Source organism: Magnetococcales bacterium (genome assembly GCA_015232395.1).
GTDB lineage: Bacteria > Pseudomonadota > Magnetococcia > Magnetococcales > JADFZT01 > JADFZT01.
Genome location: JADFZT010000005.1, coordinates 41,894 through 67,117, shown reverse-complemented (window position 1 = coordinate 67,117; position 25,224 = coordinate 41,894). Strand labels below are relative to the sequence as shown.

The 25,224-nt window shown below is 55.2% G+C and carries 26 protein-coding genes; 13 read left to right on the top strand and 13 right to left on the bottom strand.

Annotation, left to right across the window (positions count from 1 at the left end; translation table 11 throughout):
- The 3 genes from HQL52_02845 to flhA all read right to left on the bottom strand — a co-directional run bounded on the left by HQL52_02845 (position 1) and on the right by flhA (position 4,398).
- Positions 1-978, bottom strand: coding sequence for a MinD/ParA family protein (locus HQL52_02845; protein ID MBF0368372.1), 978 nt, complete (start codon positions 976-978; stop codon positions 1-3).
- A 112-nt stretch (positions 979-1,090) separates the two neighbouring features.
- Positions 1,091-2,338: a flagellar biosynthesis protein FlhF gene (flhF, locus tag HQL52_02840; protein ID MBF0368371.1), complete on the bottom strand. Its 1,248-nt coding sequence runs from the start codon at positions 2,336-2,338 to the stop codon at positions 1,091-1,093.
- A 29-nt stretch (positions 2,339-2,367) separates the two neighbouring features.
- Complete coding sequence (flhA, locus tag HQL52_02835; protein ID MBF0368370.1) at positions 2,368-4,398, bottom strand: flagellar biosynthesis protein FlhA; 2,031 nt, start codon at positions 4,396-4,398, stop codon at positions 2,368-2,370.
- 663 nt (positions 4,399-5,061) lie between these two features.
- On the opposite strand from flhA, the gene HQL52_02830 reads away from it, so the two are divergent.
- From HQL52_02830 to HQL52_02805, 6 genes are all read left to right on the top strand, one after another.
- Positions 5,062-6,246: a homoserine O-acetyltransferase gene (locus tag HQL52_02830; protein MBF0368369.1), complete on the top strand. Its 1,185-nt coding sequence runs from the start codon at positions 5,062-5,064 to the stop codon at positions 6,244-6,246.
- Positions 6,243-6,893, top strand: coding sequence for a methionine biosynthesis protein MetW (metW, locus tag HQL52_02825; GenBank protein ID MBF0368368.1), 651 nt, complete (start codon positions 6,243-6,245; stop codon positions 6,891-6,893). Before HQL52_02830 ends, metW begins: the two co-directional genes overlap by 4 nt.
- Complete coding sequence (hpt, locus tag HQL52_02820; GenBank protein ID MBF0368367.1) at positions 6,893-7,420, top strand: hypoxanthine phosphoribosyltransferase; 528 nt, start codon at positions 6,893-6,895, stop codon at positions 7,418-7,420. Before metW ends, hpt begins: the two co-directional genes overlap by 1 nt.
- Before the next feature lie 11 nt (positions 7,421-7,431).
- Complete coding sequence (locus HQL52_02815; protein MBF0368366.1) at positions 7,432-8,112, top strand: phosphoglycolate phosphatase; 681 nt, start codon at positions 7,432-7,434, stop codon at positions 8,110-8,112.
- A 161-nt stretch (positions 8,113-8,273) separates the two neighbouring features.
- Complete coding sequence (locus HQL52_02810; GenBank protein ID MBF0368365.1) at positions 8,274-8,489, top strand: hypothetical protein; 216 nt, start codon at positions 8,274-8,276, stop codon at positions 8,487-8,489.
- A 9-nt stretch (positions 8,490-8,498) separates the two neighbouring features.
- Entirely contained in the window at positions 8,499-8,936 is a 438-nt protein-coding gene (locus HQL52_02805) for a type II toxin-antitoxin system HicB family antitoxin (protein ID MBF0368364.1), read from the top strand.
- A gap of 148 nt (positions 8,937-9,084) precedes the next feature.
- Here the strand turns inward: HQL52_02805 and HQL52_02800 are convergent, their stop codons facing one another.
- The 4 genes from HQL52_02800 to HQL52_02785 all read right to left on the bottom strand — a co-directional run bounded on the left by HQL52_02800 (position 9,085) and on the right by HQL52_02785 (position 12,427).
- Positions 9,085-9,933, bottom strand: a complete 849-nt coding sequence (locus HQL52_02800; GenBank protein ID MBF0368363.1) for a D-alanyl-D-alanine carboxypeptidase family protein — start codon at positions 9,931-9,933, stop codon at positions 9,085-9,087.
- A gap of 120 nt (positions 9,934-10,053) precedes the next feature.
- Entirely contained in the window at positions 10,054-11,091 is a 1,038-nt protein-coding gene (locus tag HQL52_02795; protein MBF0368362.1) for a rod shape-determining protein, read from the bottom strand.
- A gap of 344 nt (positions 11,092-11,435) precedes the next feature.
- Entirely contained in the window at positions 11,436-11,771 is a 336-nt protein-coding gene (locus tag HQL52_02790; protein ID MBF0368361.1) for a hypothetical protein, read from the bottom strand.
- Positions 11,772-12,022: 251 nt separating this feature from the next.
- Positions 12,023-12,427 carry a magnetic particle specific iron-binding protein gene (locus HQL52_02785; GenBank protein ID MBF0368360.1) on the bottom strand — a complete coding sequence of 135 codons (405 nt, stop codon included), beginning with the start codon at positions 12,425-12,427 and terminating at the stop codon, positions 12,023-12,025.
- Positions 12,428-12,925: 498 nt separating this feature from the next.
- Between HQL52_02785 and HQL52_02780 the strand changes: the two genes are divergently transcribed.
- From HQL52_02780 to raiA, 5 genes are all read left to right on the top strand, one after another.
- On the top strand, positions 12,926-13,804 hold the full coding sequence (locus HQL52_02780) for an ATP phosphoribosyltransferase (GenBank protein MBF0368359.1): 879 nt from the start codon (positions 12,926-12,928) through the stop codon (positions 13,802-13,804).
- Between the two features lie 78 nt (positions 13,805-13,882).
- Positions 13,883-14,122, top strand: a complete 240-nt coding sequence (locus tag HQL52_02775) for an OadG family protein (GenBank protein ID MBF0368358.1) — start codon at positions 13,883-13,885, stop codon at positions 14,120-14,122.
- 75 nt (positions 14,123-14,197) lie between these two features.
- Positions 14,198-15,997, top strand: a complete 1,800-nt coding sequence (oadA, locus tag HQL52_02770; GenBank protein MBF0368357.1) for a sodium-extruding oxaloacetate decarboxylase subunit alpha — start codon at positions 14,198-14,200, stop codon at positions 15,995-15,997.
- Positions 15,998-16,010: 13 nt separating this feature from the next.
- Positions 16,011-17,144, top strand: coding sequence for a sodium ion-translocating decarboxylase subunit beta (locus tag HQL52_02765; protein MBF0368356.1), 1,134 nt, complete (start codon positions 16,011-16,013; stop codon positions 17,142-17,144).
- A gap of 101 nt (positions 17,145-17,245) precedes the next feature.
- On the top strand, positions 17,246-17,551 hold the full coding sequence (raiA, locus tag HQL52_02760) for a ribosome-associated translation inhibitor RaiA (GenBank protein ID MBF0368355.1): 306 nt from the start codon (positions 17,246-17,248) through the stop codon (positions 17,549-17,551).
- A gap of 416 nt (positions 17,552-17,967) precedes the next feature.
- Here raiA and HQL52_02755 read toward each other — a convergent pair whose 3' ends face one another.
- The 6 genes from HQL52_02755 to HQL52_02730 form a co-directional block, all read right to left on the bottom strand.
- Complete coding sequence (locus tag HQL52_02755) at positions 17,968-18,339, bottom strand: response regulator (protein ID MBF0368354.1); 372 nt, start codon at positions 18,337-18,339, stop codon at positions 17,968-17,970.
- 200 nt (positions 18,340-18,539) lie between these two features.
- The gene (locus HQL52_02750; GenBank protein MBF0368353.1) at positions 18,540-18,911 is read right to left on the bottom strand and encodes a hypothetical protein; all 372 of its coding nucleotides are present in this window, start codon (positions 18,909-18,911) and stop codon (positions 18,540-18,542) included.
- Positions 18,912-18,935: 24 nt separating this feature from the next.
- Positions 18,936-19,841 carry a protein translocase subunit SecF gene (gene secF / locus HQL52_02745; protein MBF0368352.1) on the bottom strand — a complete coding sequence of 302 codons (906 nt, stop codon included), beginning with the start codon at positions 19,839-19,841 and terminating at the stop codon, positions 18,936-18,938.
- Positions 19,842-19,894: 53 nt separating this feature from the next.
- Positions 19,895-21,484 (bottom strand): protein translocase subunit SecD, encoded by a 1,590-nt coding sequence (gene secD / locus HQL52_02740; protein ID MBF0368351.1) that lies wholly within the window; start codon positions 21,482-21,484, stop codon positions 19,895-19,897.
- A gap of 86 nt (positions 21,485-21,570) precedes the next feature.
- Positions 21,571-21,975, bottom strand: coding sequence for a preprotein translocase subunit YajC (gene yajC, locus HQL52_02735; GenBank protein MBF0368350.1), 405 nt, complete (start codon positions 21,973-21,975; stop codon positions 21,571-21,573).
- A gap of 106 nt (positions 21,976-22,081) precedes the next feature.
- Complete coding sequence (locus HQL52_02730; GenBank protein MBF0368349.1) at positions 22,082-22,885, bottom strand: PilZ domain-containing protein; 804 nt, start codon at positions 22,883-22,885, stop codon at positions 22,082-22,084.
- A gap of 491 nt (positions 22,886-23,376) precedes the next feature.
- On the opposite strand from HQL52_02730, the gene HQL52_02725 reads away from it, so the two are divergent.
- Complete coding sequence (locus tag HQL52_02725; GenBank protein ID MBF0368348.1) at positions 23,377-24,189, top strand: HDOD domain-containing protein; 813 nt, start codon at positions 23,377-23,379, stop codon at positions 24,187-24,189.
- A gap of 33 nt (positions 24,190-24,222) precedes the next feature.
- Positions 24,223-25,110 (top strand): MBL fold metallo-hydrolase, encoded by an 888-nt coding sequence (locus HQL52_02720; GenBank protein MBF0368347.1) that lies wholly within the window; start codon positions 24,223-24,225, stop codon positions 25,108-25,110.
- Positions 25,111-25,224 lie beyond the last annotated feature (114 nt).

Below are 25,224 nucleotides of genomic sequence, written 5' to 3'. Positions count from 1 at the left end.
TCAACTTTCCGGGCTTTGGGGGGAGGCATCTTTATCCTCCTCCAGAAGCCGCCGCCAGAAAAAGGTCATCAGTCCGTCGTTTTGACGATTTTCCCCCCACATTTCAAGCAGATTTGTGGAAAGTTTATCAAAAGAGGCCGTCGCTTCGGATTCAGGAAACAGCTCCGTCACCGGTTTCTGTTTGCGTACCGCCTGGCTCAAGTGTGTGGCATATGGAATATAGCCGCAATATTTGAGACCAATATTTAAAAATTTATCCGCCACCCGATAGAGGGTGCGATAGACCTCCCGGGCCTCCTGCTCGCTCTTGGCCTGATTGACCAACAAGTCAAAACGGGAGATGCGGTGATTCGTAAACATCACCTTCATCAGGGCATAGGCATCGGTGATGGAGGCGGGATCGGGGGTGGCTACCACCGTGATCCGCTCCACCGCCAGCACAAAAAACCGTACCGTACTGGAAATCCCCGCGCCTGTATCCACCAGCACCACATCAAAATCATCGTTCCAGTTGTCGATGTGATCCATCAGGGAGAGACGCTGGGTCTCCGAAAGGGTGGAAAGCTCGGCCACGCCGGAGGCCGCAGGTAGAATGGTTATCCCCATGGGGCCAGTGATCGCCACCTCGGAGAGGCTCATACCGCCATCCAGCACATCCTGGATGGTATATTGGGGCGTCAGACCCAACACCACGTCGATGTTGGCAAGCCCCAAGTCGGCATCAATGACCAACACCTTGAGCCCCTGCCGGGCAAAGGCGATGGCCAGGTTGACGCTCACCAAAGTTTTGCCCACCCCTCCCTTACCACTGGTCACAGCCATGGTATAGGGCACTTTGCGTCGGGCGACCCGCTCTTTGGCCACCTTTCCGACCGCTGTGGCCACCGACGGCGTTTCAGCAGCCGCATGAGGAGTCTCGGCTACCTTGCGGGCCAACTCCTTGAGAGTTGCCACCTGGTTGTCAACATCTTCGATCATGACTTCTGCTTGCCTTCCTTTACCATGAAAGTCGTCTCCCCACTTTCAGGGTCGGGGTGAAGGGGACTGCCCCTCCTTCATAAAATGCCAAATCAGCTACCAATGGGAAGAATCACTCTTCCACCGGGTGTTCCTTCTGAAACCATTGGGCCAGTTTTTTGGCAGACATCCAACCCAGATTTTCCGGAACCCTCTGTCCGTCGGTAAAAAGAGTCAGGGGAATTTGTGCCCGCAGTGCGACGTTGAGCACGCCACCATAGGTGACGGTTTCATCGAGCTTGGTAAAAATCAGCCCTGTGGGAGAGAGGGAATAGAACCGCCTGTAGATCGCTTGCTGCTCGCTCTCCCGCACATTGGCCGCCATGCAGAGCATCACCTCCCGGTCCTCCCCCATCACCGGCAGCAATCCACCGGTGGAGTTGACCTGACGCCGGTTGTAGGGACTCGATCCCACCGTATCCACCAGGATAAAGTCACACCGGTTGAGAGATTGCAGGCCCGCCTTGACCTCCGAGAGGGAGCGGGCCACCACCAGGCGCACCTGGAGCAGCTTGGCATAGGTTTCCAGCTGGGCAACTGCACCCACCCGGAAGGTGTCCAGGGTGATCATGCCGACGTTTTGGCGCCGATTGAGGATCAATTCAGCGGCGATCTTGGCCAAGGTGGTGGTTTTTCCCACCCCGGTGGGTCCAACCAGGGCAATCACCCGGGCGCGACCATCCAGAGGATCCCGAAACTGCATCACCTTTTTGAAGGCCGACTCAAGCCCACCCTCCACATCCTCCTGATCCATGGCGGCTATTTTACGGGCAATGGGCTCCTCAACGCCGTGCATCAGAAGCCAGCTGTAGCGTTTTTTGCCTTCGGGACCCAGGCCTGTGGCTTCATTATCCAAAATCGATGGTAAACCCGAAACCCGCTCTTCCAGGGTTCTCAAGGAGGAGCGTATATCCGAAAGATCCGAAGAGGATGAAATCCGGCCCCCCACCGCAGCCGGAGCACGTCGCCGGGCGGGTTCCGGAGGAGGTGATCGGAAAGACTCTTTTGGGGCCATCTCCACCGGGTCATCCACCACCGCTGAAAAAAGCCGCCCGCGCCCCGGTTTGGCTGCCGCCTCTCCAGAGACCTGAGCCTCCCCGGTAGCTACCCGCCGGGGGAATGACGGTGTTGGCACACTCCCATCGGCTCCGGGATTGGGACAGGCGGTCACCTCGATCATGGAGCGACCCGTGGGAAGCCCGGCCTTGCCCTTCACCCGTATGGAGCGAGTGGAGAGAATCACAGCATCGGGGCCAAGCTTTTCCTTGACCTCCAAAAGCGCCTCCCGCATGTCCCGGGCTTGAAAGGTTGATATTTTCATGATCCGATCCGGTTACCGTTCATAAAGGGTCAGGAGAGAGAAACCGTTCCCAGGGATTGAACTTGCACATTGGAGGGCACCTCATTCTGGGATAACACCACCAGATGGGGAAAAACACCCTCGGTACACTGCTTGACGAACGGTCGAACCCGGGAGCCGGTAATGATGACCGGCTGCACCACCCGCATGGCCACTTTTTCCACATTCACCCGGACTTTTTTCAGAAACAGACTGGTGGAGCGAGGGGCCATGGAAAGATATGAACCGAACTCCCCATCGACAATCGCCTCTGTGACCAGGTTTTCCGCATCCGCTCCCAGCACCAATGCCGACAGTTTGCCCTCGTCGTCCAGGTAGCGACGAACCAGAGACCGGGCCAGGGATTGCCGGACCAGTTCCACCAGTTGGGCCGGATGTTTGACCAGCTTGGCGTAGTCGGCCACCGTTTCCAGAATGGTGGTCATATCGCGGATGGAAACCCGCTCCCGCAATAGCCCCTGCAATACTTTTTGGATTCCTCCCAGAGAGATCTGATTGGGAACCAACTCTTCCACCAGCTTGGGCTGATTTTTGGCGACCAGATCCAGAAGACTCTGCACCTCCTGGCGATTCAACATTTCGTGGGAATGGTTGTGCACAAGTTCGGTAATGTGGGTCGCCAGCACGGTAGCGGGATCCACCACCGTGTAGCCCAACATTTCCGCCCGTTCCCGGTCGTTGGCATTGATCCACAAGGCCGGCAGACCAAAGGCGGGCTCGGTGGTGGGAACGCCATTGATCTTGCCCGTCACCACCCCCCCTTCCATGGCCAAAAAGTGACCGGTCTTGATCTCACCGCGTCCCACCTCCACGCCCTTCACCAGGAAAACATACTCTCCGGGTCTGAACTGGAGGTTATCCTTAATGTGGATGGGGGGGACGACGAACCCCATGTCGGTGGCAAATTGGCGCCGAATCGAGCGAATCTTATCCAGCAAATCCCCATCCTGGCTCTCGTCCACCAGGGAGATTAAACCGTAGCCCACATCCAGGCGCAAAAGATCGAGGGCCAAAAAGCTTTCGATGGGCTCCTCCACCTGTGCCTCGGTCTGGGCCTGAACCTTCTCTTCCCGCACCAGCTCCTTGGCTTGGGTATCTTTCTTTTTAAAGAGCATGTAGGCCCAAAAACCCAGCAGGATGGCCAACACCGAAAAAGCCGTGGTGGGCATGCCGGGCGTCAGAGCAAAAAGTCCCAGGACGATAGCAGAGATCAGAATGACCCGGGGGTTTGCAGTAATCTGCCCCCCCATGTGTTCCGCCATGTGGCGGTCGGAAGAGGCTCGGGTCACCAAAAAACCGGCAGCGGAGGAGATCACCAGGGCCGGAATCTGTGCCACCAGTCCATCCCCCACCGTCAGAATCGTATAGATATTGGCTGCATCCCCGGCACTCAGATCCTGTTGAGCGACACCGATGATGAAGCCGCCGACGATGTTGATCAGGGTGATGAGAATACCCGCAACCGCATCCCCTCGGACAAATTTCGAAGCACCGTCCATGGCCCCGAAAAATTCCGACTCTTCTTCGATCTCCCGCCGACGTTTTTTGGCTTCCACCTCGGTGATGAGTCCGGAGTTGAGATCGGCATCGATAGCCATCTGCTTACCGGGCATCTTGTCCAAGGTGAAGCGGGCGGCCACTTCAGCGATGCGCCCGGCACCTTTGGTGATCACCACAAAGTTGATAATCACCAGGATCGAGAAAACAATGACCCCGACGACCGGGTTGCCTCCTACCACAAACTGGCCAAAAGAACGAATCACCTGACCCGCTGCCGCCTCCCCTTCCGACCCGTGGAGCAAAATCAAACGGGTGGTGGAAATGTTCAGGGAGAGGCGTAACAGGGTGGCAATCAGCAAAACGCTTGGAAATGAAGAAAATTCAAGCGGTTTATGAACATAAACAGTCGTCAGAAGAATGACGATGGCCAATGAAATATTGACGGAAAGCAACAGGTCCAACAGTGCCGAGGGCATCGGCAGCAGCATCACGGCCAGCATCAGGATGATGCCGACAGCCATGAAGATATCGCTCAAGCCATTGAGTCGGGCAAATGGAGCGGTGAGTTTGCTGGCCAACGTATTCTCCAATCAAAACCTGGTATCCCAACCGTAAAGTCGGGAATTCTTCTTAAAGTCAGACCCTTGGTCAAACCCCGTCGTTGTTGTCAGACAGCCGAGGGTGGACAGGGATCCAGGGGGGTGATCAGGCTTATCCCAAAGGATCCCACCATTAAAAGCGCCCCATCCGATACAGGCAGAAAGCAAGCCTCATACCACGCCCAGACTCAAAACCATGCCCAGCCTGGGGTCATTGCCAAGCAGCTTAAGCTCGGTCAACTCGAAAAAACGCCCCTTTGGCCTGCCTTCTCCTATCTGCCGATGAATCATTCTTCAACCCGCTGACAAACATCAAATCCACTTGCTTTTGCTGGTAAAAATCTCAATTCAACCTCTTTCATTCAAGCCATCAGCCCTCTGGATGGATCCCAATCTGACCGAAGAGTCCATTGAATCAATGGGATCGATCTGGCTAAAGTCGATCTGTAAAATTCACTCTGGAGAACAATTAAGCAATTTCCATGCCGAAAAAAAATGACCCTCCCCCCCCTCTTCCATTCCCTTGACTAAAGGGTGAAAAAGAGAAAAGATCCCTTCCCTGCAATCGTCTATTTCCAGGGTGTCATGAAAAGCAAGGAAGCCACCGTCATCGGCTCTGCCGGTATCGTTCAAACCCAACACGTGGAGCTGTTCACCGACGGCAGCTGCCTGCCCCTGGACTGTGGCGCAAGCCTGGCCCCGGTTCGGGTCGCCTATGAGACCTATGGCCAGCTCAACGAAACGGCCTCCAACGCCATTCTCATCTGCCATGCCCTCTCCGGCAACGCCCACGCCGCCGGACGCAACCACCCGGACGAGCGCAAACCGGGCTGGTGGGACGACTATATCGGTCCCGGAAAGCCCTACGATACCAATCGCTTTTTCGTCATATGCAGCAATAATCTCGGCGGCTGTGACGGCACCACCGGCCCCTCCAGCATCAATCCCAAAACCGGCAAGCCCTTTGGTTTGAGCTTTCCCATGATCACCATTGGCGACATGGTACGACTGCAAAAAGCGCTGATGGATCATCTGGGCATCAAACAACTCCTGGCGGTCGCAGGAGGTTCCATGGGGGGAATGCACGCGATGCAGTGGGTTCTGGACTTTCCCGATGCGGTCAGGGCCTCCATCATCATCGCCTCCACCCCCCGGCTTTCAGCGCAAAATATCGCCTTCAACGCCGTCGCCCGCCAAGCGATCATGGTGGATCCCAATTTCAACAATGGCGACTATTATGAAGCCGAAAAACCGATCCACGGTTTAGCCCTGGCCCGCATGATGGCCCATATCACCTATCTTTCGGAAAAGGGCCTCCACGATAAATTTGGCCGCCGCCTCCAAGACCGCAAAGAACTCTCCTACGGCTTCGAGAATGACTTTGCCGTGGAGAGCTATCTGCACTACCAGGGATCTACGTTTGTCCATCAGTTCGACGCCAACACCTATATCTACATCACCAAGGCGATGGACTATTTTGATCCTTTCCCGGATCCGGAAACCACGGGCAAACGACTGAAACCGGTCACAGCCAAAATTCTCGTCATGAGCTTCGATACCGACTGGCGTTTTGATACTTCCCGCTCCAAGGAGCTGGTCAAAATTCTCAACTGGCACCGAAAAAACGTCACTTTCGAACAGTTTTCCTCCCCCTACGGCCACGACGCCTTTTTGCTGGATGCGCCACTCTTCAAGCAATCCCTGGCCTCTTTCCTGCAGCGTCTCCACCAAGAGATCACCCTCCATGGGGAAGGCAACGGCAAAGCATGATCAAAACCCCTCAACTGCGCGTGGATCAGGAGGTGATTGCAGGCCTGGTGACCGAGGGAGCCCGGGTGCTTGATCTGGGCTGTGGGGATGGTCTGCTGTTGGAACACCTCATCCACCAGAAAAATGCCCACGGTGCCGGGGTGGAAATTTCCCACGAAGGGGTCCACGCCTGCATCGCCCGGGGGCTGCCGGTGCTCCAGGGCGATATCGACCAGGGGTTGAGTGATCACCACGACAACGCCTTTGACTATGTCATTCTTTCCCACACCCTCCAGGCGGTTCACCGGCCCCGTTTCGTGGTCCAGGAAATGTTGCGAGTGGGGCGTAAAATCATCGTCTCCTTCCCCAACTTTGGCCACTGGAAAATCCGTCTGGGCCTGACCCTGGGGGGACGCATGCCCCGCACCCCGGTGCTGCCCCACGCCTGGTACGATACCCCCAACATTCACATGTGTACCATTCTGGATTTTCAGGATCTCTGCAAATCCCTGGAGATCCAAATTTTGGATCAGATCCCACTGGCCGCCTCCGGACACCGTCCCAAAGGCCCCATCAAACGCCAGTTTGCCAACTATCTCGTACCCTTGGCCGTAGCCAACCTGTTCGCCCCCATGGCAGTTTTTCTCCTGGAAAGGGGACCCGATTAATGACTGAAAAGGTATTCACCCTCTTGACCGAAGCCCAGATCACCAAGCGGGTGAACGCCCTCGCCGAGGAGATTGCCGCCGACCTGGGACCAGAGCCCCACGTCGTGGGTCTTTTCAAGGGGGCCTTCGTTTTTGCAGCCGACCTCATCCGTGCCATGCACCGCCACGGGGTGGAGCCCACCATGGATTTTATGCATATAAGCTCCTATGGCGACGGCACGGAAAGTAGCGGCCAGGTGGAACTCAATATCGATTGCCGGGACAACCTGGAAGGACGGCAGGTGCTGGTGGTGGATGATATTCTCGACTCCGGCAACTCCCTCACCTTTGCGGTGGAGCATCTAAAGAAAAAAGGGGCCGAGCGGGTGACCACCTGTGTGCTCATGGACAAACCCTCCCGCAGAACACTCCCCATCAAAGCGGACTATATCGGCTTTCAGGTACCCAATCTTTTTGTGGTGGGATACGGCATGGACTATGCCGAACGCTACCGTGAACTCCCCTATATCGCCTCCATTCGCAAGTAAAGCAGCTCCAAATGGCCCAAACGCCCTCCCCTCAAGCCGCCCTCTTCGATCTGGACGGCACCCTGGTGGACACCTCCCCGGATCTTTGGGGGGCACTCAACCATGTCCTGGAAAAACGGGGCTATCCACTGCTGCAACACCACGAAGTGCGACATCTGGTGGGAAACGGCGCCCGGGTGTTGTGTGCCCGGGGTTTTTGGGGGGAAGAGAGCGAACCGCCGGAAGGGGATCCCGACTTTGAAGCCGCCGTTCAGGATTTTCTCGCCTACTATCGGGATCATCTCACCGATCATTCCCGGCCCTACCCCGGTGTGGTGGAAACCCTGACCAAACTCCAAAAAGCCGGCATAGCCCAGGCGGTGGTTACCAACAAACCCGAAGATCTCAGCGTTCGCCTGCTGGATGAACTCAATCTTTCCCGTTTTTTCAGCACTGTCATCGGCGGCAATACCCTCCCCCGCCGCAAGCCCGACCCCGACCCCATCTTTCACGCCTTAAAGCAGCTCAACGCCACCCCGGCCCAAGGGGTGATGGTGGGTGATTCCGACACCGATGCCAAAGCGGCCCAAGCGGCCCAGTGTCCCCTGATCCTGGTCACCTACGGCTACAACCGAGGCCTCCCCGTGGCAGAGATGAATCCCGACCTGGTCGTCGATCGGTTTGACGAAATCAACGCCTTCTTTTCCTTCTAAAACCGGGTCATTCTCCAGCCTCAATATCACATTTCTACCCATTTTTGGCCTGCCTTCCCTACGCCTTTGCACTTGCTACAGAGCAAACAAAAAAATGGCTTCCAAAACAAATTTGATTTGTTTTTATTGATGTTTGGACAAATTTGTCCGATACTCAATCAATGAATGGATCTGAATTCCTGACCCGGTTAAAAAAACTGGCCCGGGAGCGTCATATCCCCTTTCGCTTTATCTGCGAACGAGGGAAAGGAAGTCATGGAACCCTTTATTTTGGAGAGGCCATGACAGTGGTAAAGGATCGCAAAAAAGAGATCGGTCCTGGTCTACTTAACAAGATGCTCAAGGATTTAGGCCTGAAACAGAGCGATCTCAAATGAGGGATACCTATGGAACAGCCATTCACCTATCCAATCAACATTGAAATCGATGAAGCAGGCTATCACCTGGTGACCTTCCCTGATTTTCCAGAGGCGGCCACCGATGGGACAACCTTGGCGGAAGCTCTGGAAGAGGCCTCAGACTGCCTGGAAGAGGCCATTGCTGGGCGCATCCGTCGCAAAGATCCCATCCCACCCCCTTCCCCCTCTGGCACAAACCAGAAAAACCTTCCGGTTCCAGCCCAAATGTCCGCCAAGGCAGCCCTTTATCTGGCATTAAAAAATTCGGAGTTGAGCAAATCCGAGCTTGCCAGCCGGTTAGGTTGCGATGAAAAAGAGGTCCGTCGCCTTTTGGATCCCCGCCATCCCTCCAAACTCCCCCGAATCGAATCTGCCCTGGCCGTTTTGGGCAAACGCTTGGTGCTCAGCATCCAGGAAGCAGCCTGACTACATGAATTCACCACTATTTTACAGCATGTTATGCTGACACATGGAATAGATCAGCCCTCTAAAACAATATCCCGAAGAGATCTGACTAAAATTCAGAAGCAGGGGCCAACCGGAGGAAACGTGGATCAGGAAGGTGGGGGATGAATCAGGAAGTGACTTTGACGTGCCAGGGCTCGAAGCGGACGCCCAGGGAGTTGTCTCGAGGATAGCGGAGGTTGACGTGTCCCAGATCCCGCAACTGCCGGAAAACGTCGGTGGTGACAAACCGTTCGGTAAAATTGAGGGCTCCGAATCCCACCTGCCCCACATCAAAATCGCTGATGCCGTGGAAGGAGTATCCTGGTGGAGCGAGAGCCCTGGAGGCGCGGGAAAGGTTGCCTTTGGTCTCCTGGGCTTTGGATAAAAACAGCAAAAACTGTTTAACGACGCTGCGCACCCCCGAAGTGAGAATCACCCGGTCTCCCACATCCCGACGAATTCTTTCGTAGGTCTTCTGAGGGCTCCCCTTGTAGAGATAATTACCGGTGCGGGGGATTTTGACCACTTCCCGCCTGGGAATCCGTGCGGTGATCTGCTTGAGGGGCTTATCGCCGAAAAAGCCGTAGAGGGAGGCCTGTTCGGAAAAAATCATCTCCAAAAAATCAAGCTCTTCCCGAGTGAATGAGCCCACCTGGGGATAGCGTTTGGCAAATCGCAAGCCCCGATCAAAACCGAGGAGGGTAAAGTTGGCAAAACCCACCAGCTTTTGCAGTCGCCTGAAGCGATCAGCGGTGGCGTTGAGGAGGGTCATGCGCTCCTGATCGAGCTGAAAATCACCGGGATGGTCCCGGTCAAACAGGCGAATTTTATCGAGATAGTTGGCATATTCCTGATCGCTGTCCAGGCGGTTACGACGCTTGGGACGAACACGCGCATAACCGGCCATAGCCTGTCCAGGGAGAGTGCAAAGCGCAGCCCCGGCACCAGCTATTCTCAAAAAATCGCGTCTTTTCATGCCGAACTCATCTCGACGTTTCAACTCCCAGACTTAAGAGTCACCACCCCACCAAACTGATCGGCGACCGCCTTAGACAACTGGCGACCGCCGTCGGTAGGTTCATTCGCAGCGCAAAAATCAGCTGCCGACCACATCTCCTACTTGGCTCCAATATTCTGGAGGCAGTTCGGTAGCCAGTTTCAAGGCGCCGGCACAACCGGCATAGTCGGAGTCGGCTACCCGGGAGACGTTGACGTTGCCGTAATCCTTGAGGCGTGAGGCCAGGGCGACATCCAGACCGACAATATTGGAGCCTCCTCCAGCCAGGATGATATTGCTCACGGCCTCGTCCTGATCTTCCGGGTCAAAGGTCTGGATCAGTTTTTCCAGGCTGTCCAGAATATCCGGGACGATGGTTTCGCAAGCGGCCCGCACTTCCTGGGTGACATCGTGGGGGGCCGGCTTACCGGAAGCCCGCAGGGTCACGATGGCCTCTTCCTTGGCTTCACCGACAAAACCGTACTGATCCTTGATCTTTCTGGCCAGCACTTTGGTAATCTGCACATCCGGATAGGACTCGGAGATGGCGTTGGCCAGGAATTCGTCGATGTGGTCCCCTCCCTTGAGGAGAGTGGCCTGATCAGCCGCACCGGGAATGTTACCCTTCATGGCGCATAGATCGATAGTGCCCGCACCAATATCAATGATGATCGCGTTATTCAGCTTGCCCAATCCATAAGCCACCATGAATGGCTCAGAGACCACCAGGGAGATATCCATCAACTCCTCGGCAATCTGCAGCAGTTGGTTGCGGCTGGTGATGGAGGCCCGGGCTGGTACACCGAGAATCCCACACACCTGGTCCCCGGGCCGGGGGCCAGCGAGACTGATGGCGTGTTGAATCAGCTCCCGGGCTGCCTGGATATGTTTTTCATCTTCCTTGAGAACCCCGTCCTCAAGAGGATGATAGAGATTCATATAGGAGCGTTTTTCCAGAGCTTCTTCACCGATGGCGCTGGTGCGATTGAGAAGCTTGACGCCGATGATATCCCGGGGATAGCCCACGACGGAGCGAACCAGTTCCTTGGCCCCCCGGTTCGACATGATGGTGGTCCGGGAAGTTCCCAGATCAATTCCCAGAAACAGCTGTGATGCGTTTTCCAAAGACGTATCCATTATCCCTCTCACTATCCCCTGAGTAGAACCGCCCATTTGGATACAAAAATACACATGCATCCGTCAAGGAAGCTTGATTTAGTTCAATCCTGATGTGTGGAATTCCGTTTCGTCCGGAAGTGATGGATCCATCGTCTGATCCAACCCGGGTAGAGAAGGCCCGGCATCAGGTCTTCCCGCACGAAACCGGCTGTTCCAAGAGGGGTTACGTCTCGGCAATAAACCGGTTTTGCGTTTAATTCCAGCCCATCCTGGGCCAGAAAACAAAAAGATTGGCGGCCCCTTTAAGAAAAAAATGGGTCCGCCTGAAGCCCAAGGCTTTCGCCATAATCCCGTCGGGGATATTACATCCTGTCGGCCACAAAGGCCACCAGAGGCAATCGCCAAGCTCGGGAGAGCACCACCGAGCTGATGCCGATCACTGAAAGAATCATGACAAAGATGACCGAGGAGCTGAAGATAAAGGCCCCGAGCAGGGGAATATGCAGGCTGAAGATGGCCAGCACGCCCCAAATCCAAAGGACCAATCCCTGGCGGGCATGGAAATGGACATATTCATCATTCCGGTTAAAGATAAGCGGCACAAAGCAGAGCATGCCCAGGTAGCTGAAAATGGCCAGCACCTTGCTGCGATTGCCCTTGCTCCTCTTAAGAAAAACCTTACCAGATGATGTTGCCATTTCTACTCCTCACATGAAATGTTCTGACATGGAACGGCCAATCCCGATCAGCAAACCCCAGCCCGGTCCGTGCTTCAGACAGTTCAGGCCCTCCCTTGGGACCATTCCATCCCAGGGGTTCAGATTGATGCAGACATCGCTGTTTCAGCTACCCACACCAGTCGTCTTATATTAGGTGTATTCAGTACAACAGGTGTGCCCCCTGACCATCATCCCGTTACCGGGATGATTTCAGGAGAGTGGCAGCCAGATCAGAATGGCCAGACCTTGGCAGCTTGTTTTTTGCGCCAGTAGACATACCCCCCCAGGGCAGCCCCTGCGACAATCACCGGCCCCCAGGCACCCAACCCCAACCCCAGCCCCAGGCTCAAGCCTTTGCCGGTCCAGATGGTCCCGGCACTTCCAGCAGCTCCAGTACCGGTACTGCCCGCTGCCGCGATCAGCTTGCCCCCGCCAACAGTGGCCCCTTGGCCCTGGCCAGCCGCAACGGCCATTTTGCCGCCACCAGCCAGTGCGGCTTTGCCCTTGCCAGCCGCAGCACCGCCTCCCTTGGCGACATTGGCCAGCTCAGGGGCATGAAATTCCATGGTTCCGGGGCCAACCACTTTAACGCTCTCCCCAGCCAGCAAATCCACCGTCATATTGGTCATCGGCATCGTTCGGTTATCTCCATGAAAATTGATTGAGACCTTTTTCGACTAAGGGCCATGAAAGCAAATTTGGCTCCCCCTTTTTCTTCAACTGCAGGAGTGTACCATCATTCATGGATAATTCAAGAGACAACCACCCCCTCCCGCGCACCCTTGCGGCACCTGGTTATTGCGCCCATGCCACCTAAAAACAGACTGTATTCTTTAATAGTTTTGATTCTCACTCCAGAAAAACCATTCCCCCTGCTCCCCATGATCCTGTCATTCGCTCAAACCCTCATCGGCCCACCCCCCCTCCATCTATTGCTGCCGACGCGGGCATCTCTCAAACCCGACGGCCCATTGTGAAGCCAACCGGGGCAATGTTAATCTATAGGTTTGATTGACTTTTAAATTATGGCCAATCAAAACGATGCATAAAGAATCACCAGCCACAAACCCGTTCATCACCAAATCAAGACCGCACCATCCGCTTTTCGGGGTGCTAAAGAAAAAGGAAGTCGCATGCCTCAACTGAAACTGGGGATTCCCAAGGGAAGCCTGGAAAACGCCACCATCGAACTTTTTGCCCAGGCGGGTTGGTCCATCTCCTCCCGCTCACGCAACTATTTTCCCTCCATCGACGACCCGGAAATCACCTGCTCTCTGGTTCGTCCCCAGGAAATGGCCCCCTATGTGGCCGACGGCACCCTGGATATGGGGCTGACGGGTCTGGACTGGATCATCGAGCGCAACTGCCAGGATAAAGTGGTGGAAGTGGCCACCCTGGAATATTCCAAAAGCTCCGACCAAGCCTGCCGCTGGGTATTGGTGGTGCCCGGAGACTCCCCCATCCGCTCCATCAATGATCTGAACGGCAAAAAAATTGCCACGGAGCTGGAACACTTCACCCGTCGCTTTCTCAAGGAACGCAACATCGAGGCCCAGGTGGACTTTTCCTGGGGAGCCACCGAAGCCAAAGTGGTGGAGGGGCTGGTGGATGCGGTGGTGGAAATCACCGAAACCGGCTCCACCATCAAAGCCCACGGCCTGCGTATCGTCGAAGAGCTGCTGGTCACCCGCACCAAACTGATCGCCAACAAAGAGGCCTGGGAGGATAGCTGGCGGCGGGGAAAAATGGACCAGCTGGCCCTGCTCCTGACCGCCGCCCTCACCGCCCGGCACAAGGTGGCCCTCAAGATGAACATTCCCGCAAAAGGATCCGAGGCCATACTCGATCTCATCCCCTCCCTCACCTCCCCTACCATCGCCCACCTCCGGGACAAGGAGTGGCTGGCGGTGGAAACCGTAGTGGAACGCCACCGGGTTCGGGACCTGATTCCCAAGCTCGTCAAGGCGGGTGCGGTAGGTATCCTGGAATATAGCCTGAAAAAAGTGGTATAAGAGGGATTTTGGGTCCAGGATGGGACTCCAAACAGCTTAAGCGACAATCTCAAGCAACTTAATACTGGGAGGAGCCGTATGCCGGTTTCTGAACTGATTGTAAGCGGGTTTGAACTCATGATCCTCGGCATGGGCACAGTGTTTGCCTTTTTGGCACTACTGGTCGTCATTGTAGGTCAGATGTCCAAATTTTCCCAATGGGTCGAATCCAAACTACCCCAACCGCCCACAGCACGCCCCGCCCCGGCGGTTCAAGGTCAGGAACATCTGGCCGTCATCGCTGCCGCCGTGCACCGTTATCGCACGAGAAACAACTAAAACAAGCTGACGCTCAAGGTGTGGGCTTTAACCCCCACACCCCTTTCACATTCTTCATAGGGATGTCGGATCATCATGAAAAAACCTCTCGGAATCACGGAACTGGTTCTGCGTGACGCGCATCAGTCTCTCCTGGCCACCCGGATGCGCATCGACGATATGCTGCCCATCGCCGCCCAGTTGGACAAGATCGGCTACTGGTCCCTGGAAATCTGGGGTGGCGCCACTTTTGACTCCTGCATCCGCTTTCTCGGGGAAGATCCCTGGGAGCGTCTGCGCAGGCTGAAAGCGGCCATGCCCAATACCCGGACCCAGATGCTCTTCCGGGGACAAAATATCCTGGGCTATCGTCACTATGCCGACGACGTGGTGGAAGGCTTTGTGGAGCGGGCAGCGGCCAACGGCATGGATGTCTTTCGCATCTTTGACGCCATGAACGACGTCCGCAACCTGCGCACGGCGGTCGCCGCCACCATCAAGGCTGGCAAGCACGCCCAGGGAACCCTCTCCTATACCATCAGCCCGGTTCACGATGTGGACTATTGGGTCGATATGGGTAAGCGCCTGGAAGATCTCGGCTCCCACTCCATCTGCATCAAGGATATGGCGGGCTTGATGAAGCCCTATATCGCCGAAGAGCTGGTGACCCGCCTGAAAGAGTCGGTCAACATACCGCTGGCCATGCAGTGCCACGCCACCACCGGCATGTCCACCGCCGCCATCCTCAAGGCGGCCGAAGCGGGCATCGACATGGTGGATAGCGCCATCTCCTCCATGAGCATGACCACCGGACACTCCGCCACCGAGTCCATTGTCGCCATCATGGAAGGAACTGAACGGGATACGGGCCTGGATCTTAAACCCCTGGAAGAGATCGCCACCTATTTCCGCGAAGTCCGGAAAAAATATGCCAAATTTGAAGGCTCCCTGAAGGGTGTTGATTCCCGGATTCTCCTGGCCCAGGTGCCGGGTGGAATGCTCACCAACATGGAAAACCAGCTCAAGCAGCAAGGGGCCCTCGACAAAATGGACGAGGTCCTGGAGGAGATCCCCCGGGTACGCAAGGATCTGGGCTACATCGCCCTGGTCACCCCCACCTCCCAGATTGTCGGCACCCAGGCGGTCTTCAATGTCATGATGGGTGAGCGTTACAAGTCCATCACCAAAGAGACCCGAGGCATTCTGCGGGGCGAATATGGCTCCACCCCCGCCCCCATGAATACTGAAATCCAAAAACGGGTTCTCGAACCCGGGGAAAAACCCCTCACCGTGCGCCCAGCTGACAAGCTGGAGCCGGAAGTGGTGAAGCTTACGGCGGAACTCAAGAAAATCGCCGACGAACAAGGCATTCAACTGGCCCAAAACGAAATCGACGATGTTCTCACCTACGCCCTTTTCCCCCAGGTGGGTCTCAAGTTTCTCAAAAACCGCAACAATCCCGACGCCTTCGAACCGGTACCCAGTGCGGATGATGTGGCTCCGGCTGCCAAAAAGGCCGCTCCCGCCGCAGCCCCCGCCACTGACGGCCCGGAAAGATACCGGGTGGTGGTCAACGGCACGGCATATGACGTGGAGGTGGGTCCGGGGGGTGAAGTCAGCTCCGCCACCCCCGCCGCAGCACCTGCCGCAGCCCCGGCTCCGGCCGCCGCTCCAGCAGGGAGTGGTGAACCGGTCCCCTCCCCTCTGGCAGGCACCATCTACCGCATTCCGCTGGAGGTGGGCAGCACCGTCAAATCGGGTGATGTCATCATGATTCTGGAAGCGATGAAGATGGAAACCGAGGTGCGCGCACCCCGGGATGGCAAAGTAACTGAAGTTTCCGTCGCGGTGGGTGACAACGTCCAGGTGGGCGCCACCCTCCTCATGATCGCCTGAGCCCAGTGCCGCTATGGAACATTTACTGACACTTTGGGAAACGACAGGACTGGCCAACTTTACCTGGGGCCAGGTTCTGATGATGGCCGTTGGGGGGCTGCTGATCTATCTGGCTGTGGTCAAGCAGTTCGAACCACTGCTTTTGGTACCCATCGGCTTTGGCGCCATTCTCACCAACATTCCGGTCGCGGGAATCTCCGACCCTGGAGGCATGCTCTATTATGTCTACAACACAGGGATCAAGACCGGCGTCTTTCCGCTGATCATCTTTTTGGGGGTGGGGGCTCTGACCGATTTCGGCCCCCTGATTGCCCGCCCCAGCACCATCTTTCTGGGGGCTGCCGCGCAATTTGGCATCTTTATCACCCTCCTGGGCGCTCTGGCTCTGAACGTTCTGCCTGGATTTGACTTTTCCCTGGCAGATGCAGCCGCCATCGGCATCATCGGTGGCGCTGACGGCCCAACAGCGATCTTTCTCTCCTCACGCCTGGCTCCGGATCTGATGGGGGCCATTGCGGTGGCAGCGTACTCCTACATGGCGCTGGTGCCTCTCATTCAACCCCCCATCATGATGGCCCTCACCACCGAGGAAGAACGCCAAGTGGTGATGCAGCAGCTGCGCCCGGTCTCAAAGCTGGAGCGGGTGCTCTTCCCCATCACCGTGCTGATTCTCTGCGCTCTGCTGCTGCCCACAGCTGCCCCCTTGATCGGCATGCTTACCTTTGGCAATCTGCTCAGAGAGAGTGGTGTGGTGGAGCGGCTTTCCAAAACCGCCCAAAATGAGATGATCAACATCGTCACCATCTTTTTGGGCCTTGCGGTGGGCTCCAAGCTTTCGGCCGAACAATTTTTAAGTGTCGAAACCCTGGGTATCCTGGTCCTCGGGGTGATCGCCTTTAGCGTTGGGACGGCTGCGGGACTGATGATGGGGAAACTGATGCATCGGATTACCAAAGGTCAGGTCAACCCCCTGATTGGTGCTGCCGGAGTCTCAGCTGTACCCATGGCGGCCCGGGTGGTCAACAAGGTAGGACTGCAGGCCAATCACCATAATTTCCTGCTGATGCACGCCATGGGGCCCAATGTGGCTGGCGTCATCGGCTCGGCAGTGGCGGCTGGTGTTTTGTTGGCCATTGTCGGAGGCTGATGGGCAACGACACCTGTAGACTCAAGACACAACGGATAAGCACAAACCGTCGGAAATTGGCGGATCATGTATCGGCATTATGAGAGGAGCTGAACGGCTAAATGGATATTAAACTGGAAGGTCGGCAGGTCGAACTGGGCGACGAGTTGCGGGAGCGGATCCAAAAAAGGATGGAAAACCTGGATCAACGGTTTGGCCCCATCACCCACGCCCGGGTGAGCATCGAGGTCAAAGCCCATAAAAACGATCAGCGCGCCGAAGCCAAGGCCGTGGTCAATGTGGCTGGCACCACCATTACCGCCACCAAGGAAAACTCCACGGTCGTCGCTTCAGTTAATGATGTCCTGGATACCCTGACCAAGGAATTGAAGGATCACGTAGAGCGTTCAAAGAAAAAGCGGCGCTAAGGGATACAGCACCACCCGCCCCGCTGCCGGTACATGAATCCATGGAGCCGGTGGCGGGGTGTCGTTCGAAGCGTAAGTAGAATCAATCAGCAACCCCTTTTCAAAGCAGAAGCAGACTGATGCTTTCTGATAAAACCTGCTACCCCATACCCCACCGGCAGGGCCACAGCATTCCCGATATAGTCGTTCCAAATTAAAATGGCAATCGGTCTTGATTGATGGGGTTCGCACGGCTCACCAGATCCTACGTGTGCGTTTTCCTGGAAAGCCTCTATCAGAGTGTACCTTGCGTATTGGAATGACTATCAATCCCAACCGATGGTTGCTACGAATCAAGCGCCAAACCACAGCTTCATGCACCAGAAGAACCCAAAGCCCAAGCCACCAAAGCAATAATGACTTGACTGACCAGACTATTATGCGCCCAGAAGTGCTGTGACAGCCTCCTGAAGCTCCTGCTGAGTGAATGGTTTGGGCAATACATGCATGGCACCGAACTCTTTGGCCACCCGCAGGTTGACCTCAGCCTCCAGCCCTCGCCCGCCACCGGAAACTGCCAGGATACGCACCTCGGGGTAGCGCTCCTTGAGTTCCATGATCACTTCCACCCCGTCCTTCTCCGGCATGAGGATATCGGTAATCACCAGGTCTGCCGGTTCATCCCGAAAGAGCTGCACCCCTTGCCGTCCATCCGGGGCCTCTACAACCTGGTGGCCAGCCTCGTCGAGAAATGCCCGCAGCAGCTCCCGAACCCCCACATCGTCATCAATCACCAATATCCGCGCCACTGATTTATCCTTCTGATTCGATCAATATCCAAAGAGATTCATTATAAGCCGGAAAGGAATGCCTTGGGCAAAAAATTCAGGCATGGCCTGCACCGCACTTTGCAACGCCCGTTTCAGCCCTATACCAGCCCCCCTCTGGACTGGATATTTTCTGATCGGAACAGGTTCAGCGACAACAGAAAAAGTGCCTGCTTGCCAAATCAGTTGGGCTTGGGTTGTTGCAGATGGTAGGCTTTGACGGCAGCTGCTTGCACTTCCTTGAGCATGCTTTCCTTGATGGCCATCAGATCTTTCAAGGATACTTTCAGGGTTTTGGCTACTTTTTTCAGGCTATCCCCCCCTTGAAAGTGGCGCTCGGCCACGGTGATCTTGAGAAAATCCTCCAGGATGATTTTTTTCAGTTCGCCATCATCCAATTTGCACTGCTTGACGGCCTTATTCCAGGAGTCCCCCCCCTTGATCCGACGCTTCAGAGCAGCCATTTCAGTTTCATACACGCGATCCTCTTCCGGGGTAAACTTGGGATCGATCACCTGGAAGCGTGTATCGTAATCGTTATCACTATCACTCATGAGCGGCACCTGCGAGATAAGCGGTCAACGGCCTTTGCGGTCCATTAACAGCACCATGGGACTCGCAACGAAGATGGATGAATAGGTGCCAACCAGCACACCCAGAAAAAGGGTCAGGGCAAAATCGTGAATCACCTCACCCCCGAAAAGAATCAGTGCGACCAGAACCAGGATGGTGGTCAAAGAGGTTACCAAAGTACGGGCCAAAACCCGGTTGACCGCCTCATTGATAATCAGAGTCATGGGCTCTTTTTTAAGCCGCTTCATCTCCTCCCGGATACGATCATACACAACGATGGTATCGTTCAGGGAGTAGCCAATCACGGTGAGGAGTGCGGCCACCACCACCAGGGTAAACTCTTTTTGCAGGAGAGAAAAGAAACCCACCGTAATGGCCAGATCGTGAATCAGGGCCAAGACTGCGCCATAGGCAAAGCGCAACTCAAACCGCCAGGCCACATAGGCCAAAATCACTATCATGGAGTAGAGAACCGCCATGATCCCCTTGGTGGTGAGTTCTTCACCCACCTGGGGTCCGACAAATTCAACCCGTCGCAGTTCAACCCCCTCTTCCCCGGCCAAGCCATTGAGAGAGGCGACAATCCGCTGGGCCAGTTGGGCCTGATTGCTCGACGCTTCCTGACCTTCCTGACGCTCCACCCGGACCAAAATTTCCTCCGGGCGGCCAAACTCCTGAATGACCACATCCCCCAGATCAAGGTCAGAGAGGGCCTTGCGAATCTCCCCAACAGGGGCTGGCCCTGGAAAACGGAGTTGTACCAGGGTGCCGCCGGAAAAGTCGATGCCGTAGTTGAGCCCCTGAACACCCAGGGAGATCAGGCTTAACAGGATCAAGCCTATTGAAAAAGAAAAGGCAAGCTTACGCCAGCGAATAAAATCGATGTGGGTCTTTTTGGTGATGAGTTCCATATACCGGGCCGATCATGGGTCCTGGAGGTTGAGGTGCGGGAAAGTTTGGTCTTTTAGATGGAAAGCTTGGCAAACGGCCTGTTGCGCATGGCCAGTGCCAGCACCACCCGGGTGACGAAAATAGCTGTAAACATGGAGGCGACCAGACCGATGGAGAGGGTCACAGCAAACCCCCGAACCGGACCGGTACCAAACTGGTAGAGCACTACCGCCGTGATCAGAGTGGTGATATTGGCATCCATGATGGTGGAAAAAGCCTTGGAATAGCCATGATCAATAGCGGCCAAGGGGGTCTTGCCCAAGTGCAACTCCTCCCGTATGCGCTCAAAAATAAGCACATTGGCATCCACCGCCATACCGAGGAGCAACACCGCACCCGCAATCCCCGGCAAAGTCAGAGTAGCCTGAAGGAAAGTCAACGCAGCCATCAGGATGAGGATATTCAGCAGCACCGCGATATTGGCCAATAGACCAAAACCGCGATAGTAGAGCGCCATGAAGACCAGCACCAGGGCACCACCGATCAGGATGGAAGCCAACCCCTGCTCCACCGAATCCCGACCCAAAGTCGGACCCACCGTGCGCTCTTCCAAAATTTTTACCGGAGCGGGCAAGGCACCGGCCCTCAGCACGATGGCCAGATCGTGGGCGTCGTCGGTGGTAAAGCGGCCGGTAATCGAAGCCCGCCCCCCATCGATTCGCTCCTGGATCACCGGTGCGGAGTAGACTCTGCCATCCAAAACGATGGCCATCCGCTCATTGACGTGGTTGGCGGTGATTTGGGCAAATTTTCGGGCGCCCTGGCGGTTAAAAGAGACCAACACCTGAGGCTCGTTGTATTGGGCGGAAAAATTAACCCGGGCATCGCTGAGATAGGCCCCGGTCAACACCGTGCGTTTTTTAAGCAGGTAGGGCTGTTGATAGGTGGAGCCGTCCCGGGCCTGTTGATCCCCATAGAGAACCACATCCCCCGGGGGTACGCGACCATCCAGGGCCGTAGCCAGATCCCCTTTTTCGTCCACCATTTTGAATTCCAGGCGAGCAGTCCGACCGATCAGGGCTTTAGCCCGGGCCGGATCCTGGAGACCGGGAAGCTGGATCAGGATGCGTTCCTGGCCCTGCTTTTGGATGGTGGGTTCGCTGACACCGAACTGATCGATCCGTGAGCGGATGGTCTGGATCGACTGCTCAACAGCGAATCCCTTGATCTCTTTTTGTTTATCCGGCGTGATGGCCAGCCTGATTCCTGCACCTTCCGCCATGTCCTCCAGCAAAAGATCGGGAAACTCGTCTCTTAAAACCTTGCGGACCTCCTCCGGGTCACTCCCTTTGGAGAGGCGCATTTCAACAGCAGAAATGCCAGCACGCTTTACCCCCAGGTGGCGCAGACGCTTTTCGCGCAACACCCCCAGCACCTCATCCACCAAATTTTCAGCGGTCTGCTCCACCGCCTTATCGGTCTCTACGTGGAGTAGCAGGTAGAGCCCCCCTTGGAGATCGAGCCCCCTGAGAATCACTTGGTTGGGCAGCCAGGAAGGCCACTCCTCATCCACTCCTCCCAGCAGACTGGGCAGGGCATAGAACAGAGATGTCAGGGCAATCCCCAGAATTAACAGGGGTTTCCACAAGGGCAGTTGACGCATGGTTGTTACCGTCCTCGACTTTTCGCCCGAACCACTTCCGGGGCGTCCTTTGGGGCGTTATTCGGTGAGTGCTTGGGATGGTCTGGCTATTTGTCGTCCGATTTTGGTTCGTCCGAATCTTTATCGTCCGATTTTTCCGGAGCCGGTGCACCGGACTTGGCAGTCACGGTGGCGATGTTGGTTTTGCGAATTTTGATACGGACGGCTTTAAACTGGCGGTTGGCTGTTTCAACCTGCCCCACTTCCAGAAGGACATCCTCGTCGTCAATCTTGTGGATCCGCCCCAGGATACCGCTGCTGGTCACCACGGAATCCCCACGACCGAGGTTTTCCAGTAGTTCCTTGTGCAGCTTGGCCTGTTTTTGCTGGGGCCGGATCAACAGAAAGTAAAAAATCGCAAACAGCAAAACCATGAAGATGATATTGCCCATGGCCGCTTGGGCACCCTCGGGAGCTCCTTGGGCATAAGCGTTTGGAATCAGATCGAACATTCAACTCTCCTCATTGACCACCCGGCCGCCGCAGCACGACCGGAGCTTGATATATTTCGGATATCCTTCGCATTTGGCGAATATCCAGCAACCAGTGATGCAACCTTCAGATAGCCACGGCGTTGATATAGGAATTAGCCGTCAGAACAGACTTACCAAAACGTTCCTCGGCGAATAGTTTAATGTTGGCAAAAAGCCTTTCAAAGGCTTGTTCATCTTCTATTTCGCCAATCCGAAGGGAATAGCGCATCCATTTTTTGCCGGATGATTCATCGGGTTCGTCCTCTTCCCGGGCAAATAAAACCCTGCCGCTTAAACGACATTCGGTTTGGTTCGGCTCCTGGGGCTGGATGGTCAGGACTGTTTCGTCTCCCTGGCGAAGTTCCAACTCCCCCATGGCCAGGGAAAAGGATACCCCCTCCTGGTTGATATCCTGAAGAATACCTTTGATGGGGGTATTGTCGGAATCGGTCAAAATCACGGTACAGGGAAATTGCCCAGGTACGGGATAGCGGCTCACCTGCCTGGGGGCCTCCACCCTGAAAAAGGTCGGAAAGCTCAGCTGTAAGGGAGATTCCCTCCCCCCTTTATCCTCACCTTCCAACAATGTCAGTCGGGAAATCAAGGCATACCCCCCCATAAACAGACGTACGTCGACGCTTTTTCCTGGCCGGATTCTTTTTTTGCCAGGCCATGGATCGAGAGGGGAAATCTGCAATAAATCGGGCTTGCCCCGCCGCCCTTTGACCGACTTGAGCAGGTGGGAGGAAAAAGGGCCTTGGCCATCTTCCAGCCGGATTTCAAGGGGTTGATCCCCGGTAATGGCCACCGCCACAATCTTGCTGATTTCCCGACCATCCATCAGCAGATCGCTGTTTTTCAAAATCTCTCGGATATCACCCTTTGACATGTCACGACACCGTTGTGGACAACCGCCTGAATAGATTCCGGCAGGTTCCACCCCATTTTAGATTTTCGAGAGAAATGATGGTCATTTTTTGCAAAAATGATCCGCCCATCCAAACATTTTCCCCCAACCTTTCAAAAACCGTTTCGACGCGCTATGGTTCAAGGTATTGTTTCAGTGGTTGGGTATCAAGGTTCCGGGTAAGCCTCTCATGGTAGCGACAACCCCGGATACTCGGCAAGGAGCGGACTGTACAAAAAAACCGGAATCAGAAAAAAACCATCCTGGCTTGGGTTTTGCAGTTGCTTCCAGACCGACTAAACCTTTACGTTTGGTTTTTTTTCCGGGCAACGCCCCCCTTCATCCGACCCTGACGCTAGGATGGAGCCGACCATTTGTAAAGGTACGTTATTCCATTGGCGATGCAGCTCTGACACCGTAATTGGCAATACATGGGCATTTCGAATAAAAAATTGGTCCAGATGGTTGAGCGAATGCCCGCTTTCCCGCAAAGCGTCTATCGCATTTTGCAACTCACCACCGATATCAATTGTCCCCCCAAGGAACTGATTGAGATCATCGGCCACGATCCGGTGCTCACTCTGAAAATTCTGAAAATTCTCAACTCCCCCTATTTCGGGCTCTCCCGGACCATTCTCTCCATCAATCAGGCCGTGGTTTTTGTGGGGATCAACACCATTAAAAACATTGCCCTGACCATCGCCCCTGTTGGTGTATTGACGAACGAAGAAAAAGACGACGAATATCTGACCAATCTGCTCATGCACTCCCTGGGCACCGCTATCGTCGCCAAACGCCTCAGTCGGCGTCTGGGAGCCTCGGAGCTGGAATCAGCCGATTATTTCGTGGCGGGACTGCTCCACGACTTTGGCAAGGTGGTCCTGGCCCGCTATATGCCCAAGGAGTACGCCAAAGCGATTAAAAGGGCCTCCAAAAAAAACATCCCCTTCCTGAAGGCGGAAAAAAAGCTGCTGGGCACCGACCACACCCGGGTTGGCGCGATGCTTGCCAAAAAATGGCATCTACCCAACGAACTGGTCGCCAGCATTCAAAATCACCACGCCCCCAGAGGCAAAGGTTCCCCATCCCCCATGGGGGATTGTGTGTTTGCAGCCAACCAGATCGTCAAAAAACTGCGTATCGGTAAAAGCGGCAACCCCGTCGTGGAACAACTGCCCCCCCCTATTGCCAGTCGGTTCAACATGGATCTCGGGGAACTCATCAACTCACTGGGGGATTTTTCCAATGAGTGGAAAAAAACCTGGTTCATTCTGCATCAAGGGTGAGGGGATGACAGCCATGAAATGGAACAGCCGACCATGAAAATCAAATTTTGGGGCGTGCGTGGTTCCATTGCCTGTCCCGGTCCCAAGACCCTCAAATATGGCGGCAATACCAGCTGTATCGAAATCCGCAGCGATGACAACGATCTGATTATCCTGGATGCGGGAACCGGCATTTTTCAGCTGGCCCAGACCCTGTTTCCGGAGCTGCCGCTGACCTGTCACATCTTTATCACCCATACCCACTGGGATCACATTCAGGGTCTGCCGTTTTTTATCCCCTCCTTCATCCCCGGCAACAACCTCAACATCTATGGCGCCTTTGATCCGGTAGAGCAGCGGGGGATCAGCTCCATTTTGGCCCGCCAGCTGGAATATTCCTATTTTCCAGTCCGGGAGGAAGAACTCAAAGCTACCACCAAATATGTCACCCTGGCCGAACATCAGACCGTTCAGGCGGGATCAGCCAAAGTGACCAATATTTTTATGAACCATCCGGTGCTCAACTTCGGCTACAAAATCGAATGCAACGGCAAAACAGTCTTCTTCACCGGAGATCACGAGGAACTCTACAACCTCTATGCCCCCGAAGATGAGGATTATCACAAGTATGAAAAATTTATGACCCAGAAAAACAAGGCCATTCTCGATTTTGTCCGGGGGGTGGATGTCCTCATCGCCGACACCTCCTACACCCGGGACGACTATCCTGCCAAACAGGGGTGGGGGCATGGCACTTTTGACGGCAACATGCGTCTGGCCAAGGAAGCTGGCGTAAAAACCATGTTTTTCACCCACCACGAACCTACCCGTGACGATGCCAACCTGGAAAAAGTATTTCAGGAAGCTCTGGACCGCCATCCCAGAAAACCGGGTGATCCTGAATATCTGCTGGCGCAGGAAGGGTTGGAATTTGAGCTGTAGAGTGGCGTTGGAAGGGCTGGAGTTTGAGCTGTAGAGTGGTATTTGCTGTTTTTAATTTTAAAACGATCAAAAAAACAAGGGCTGACCAAGACACCATATAAGCTCTTGCTTTAA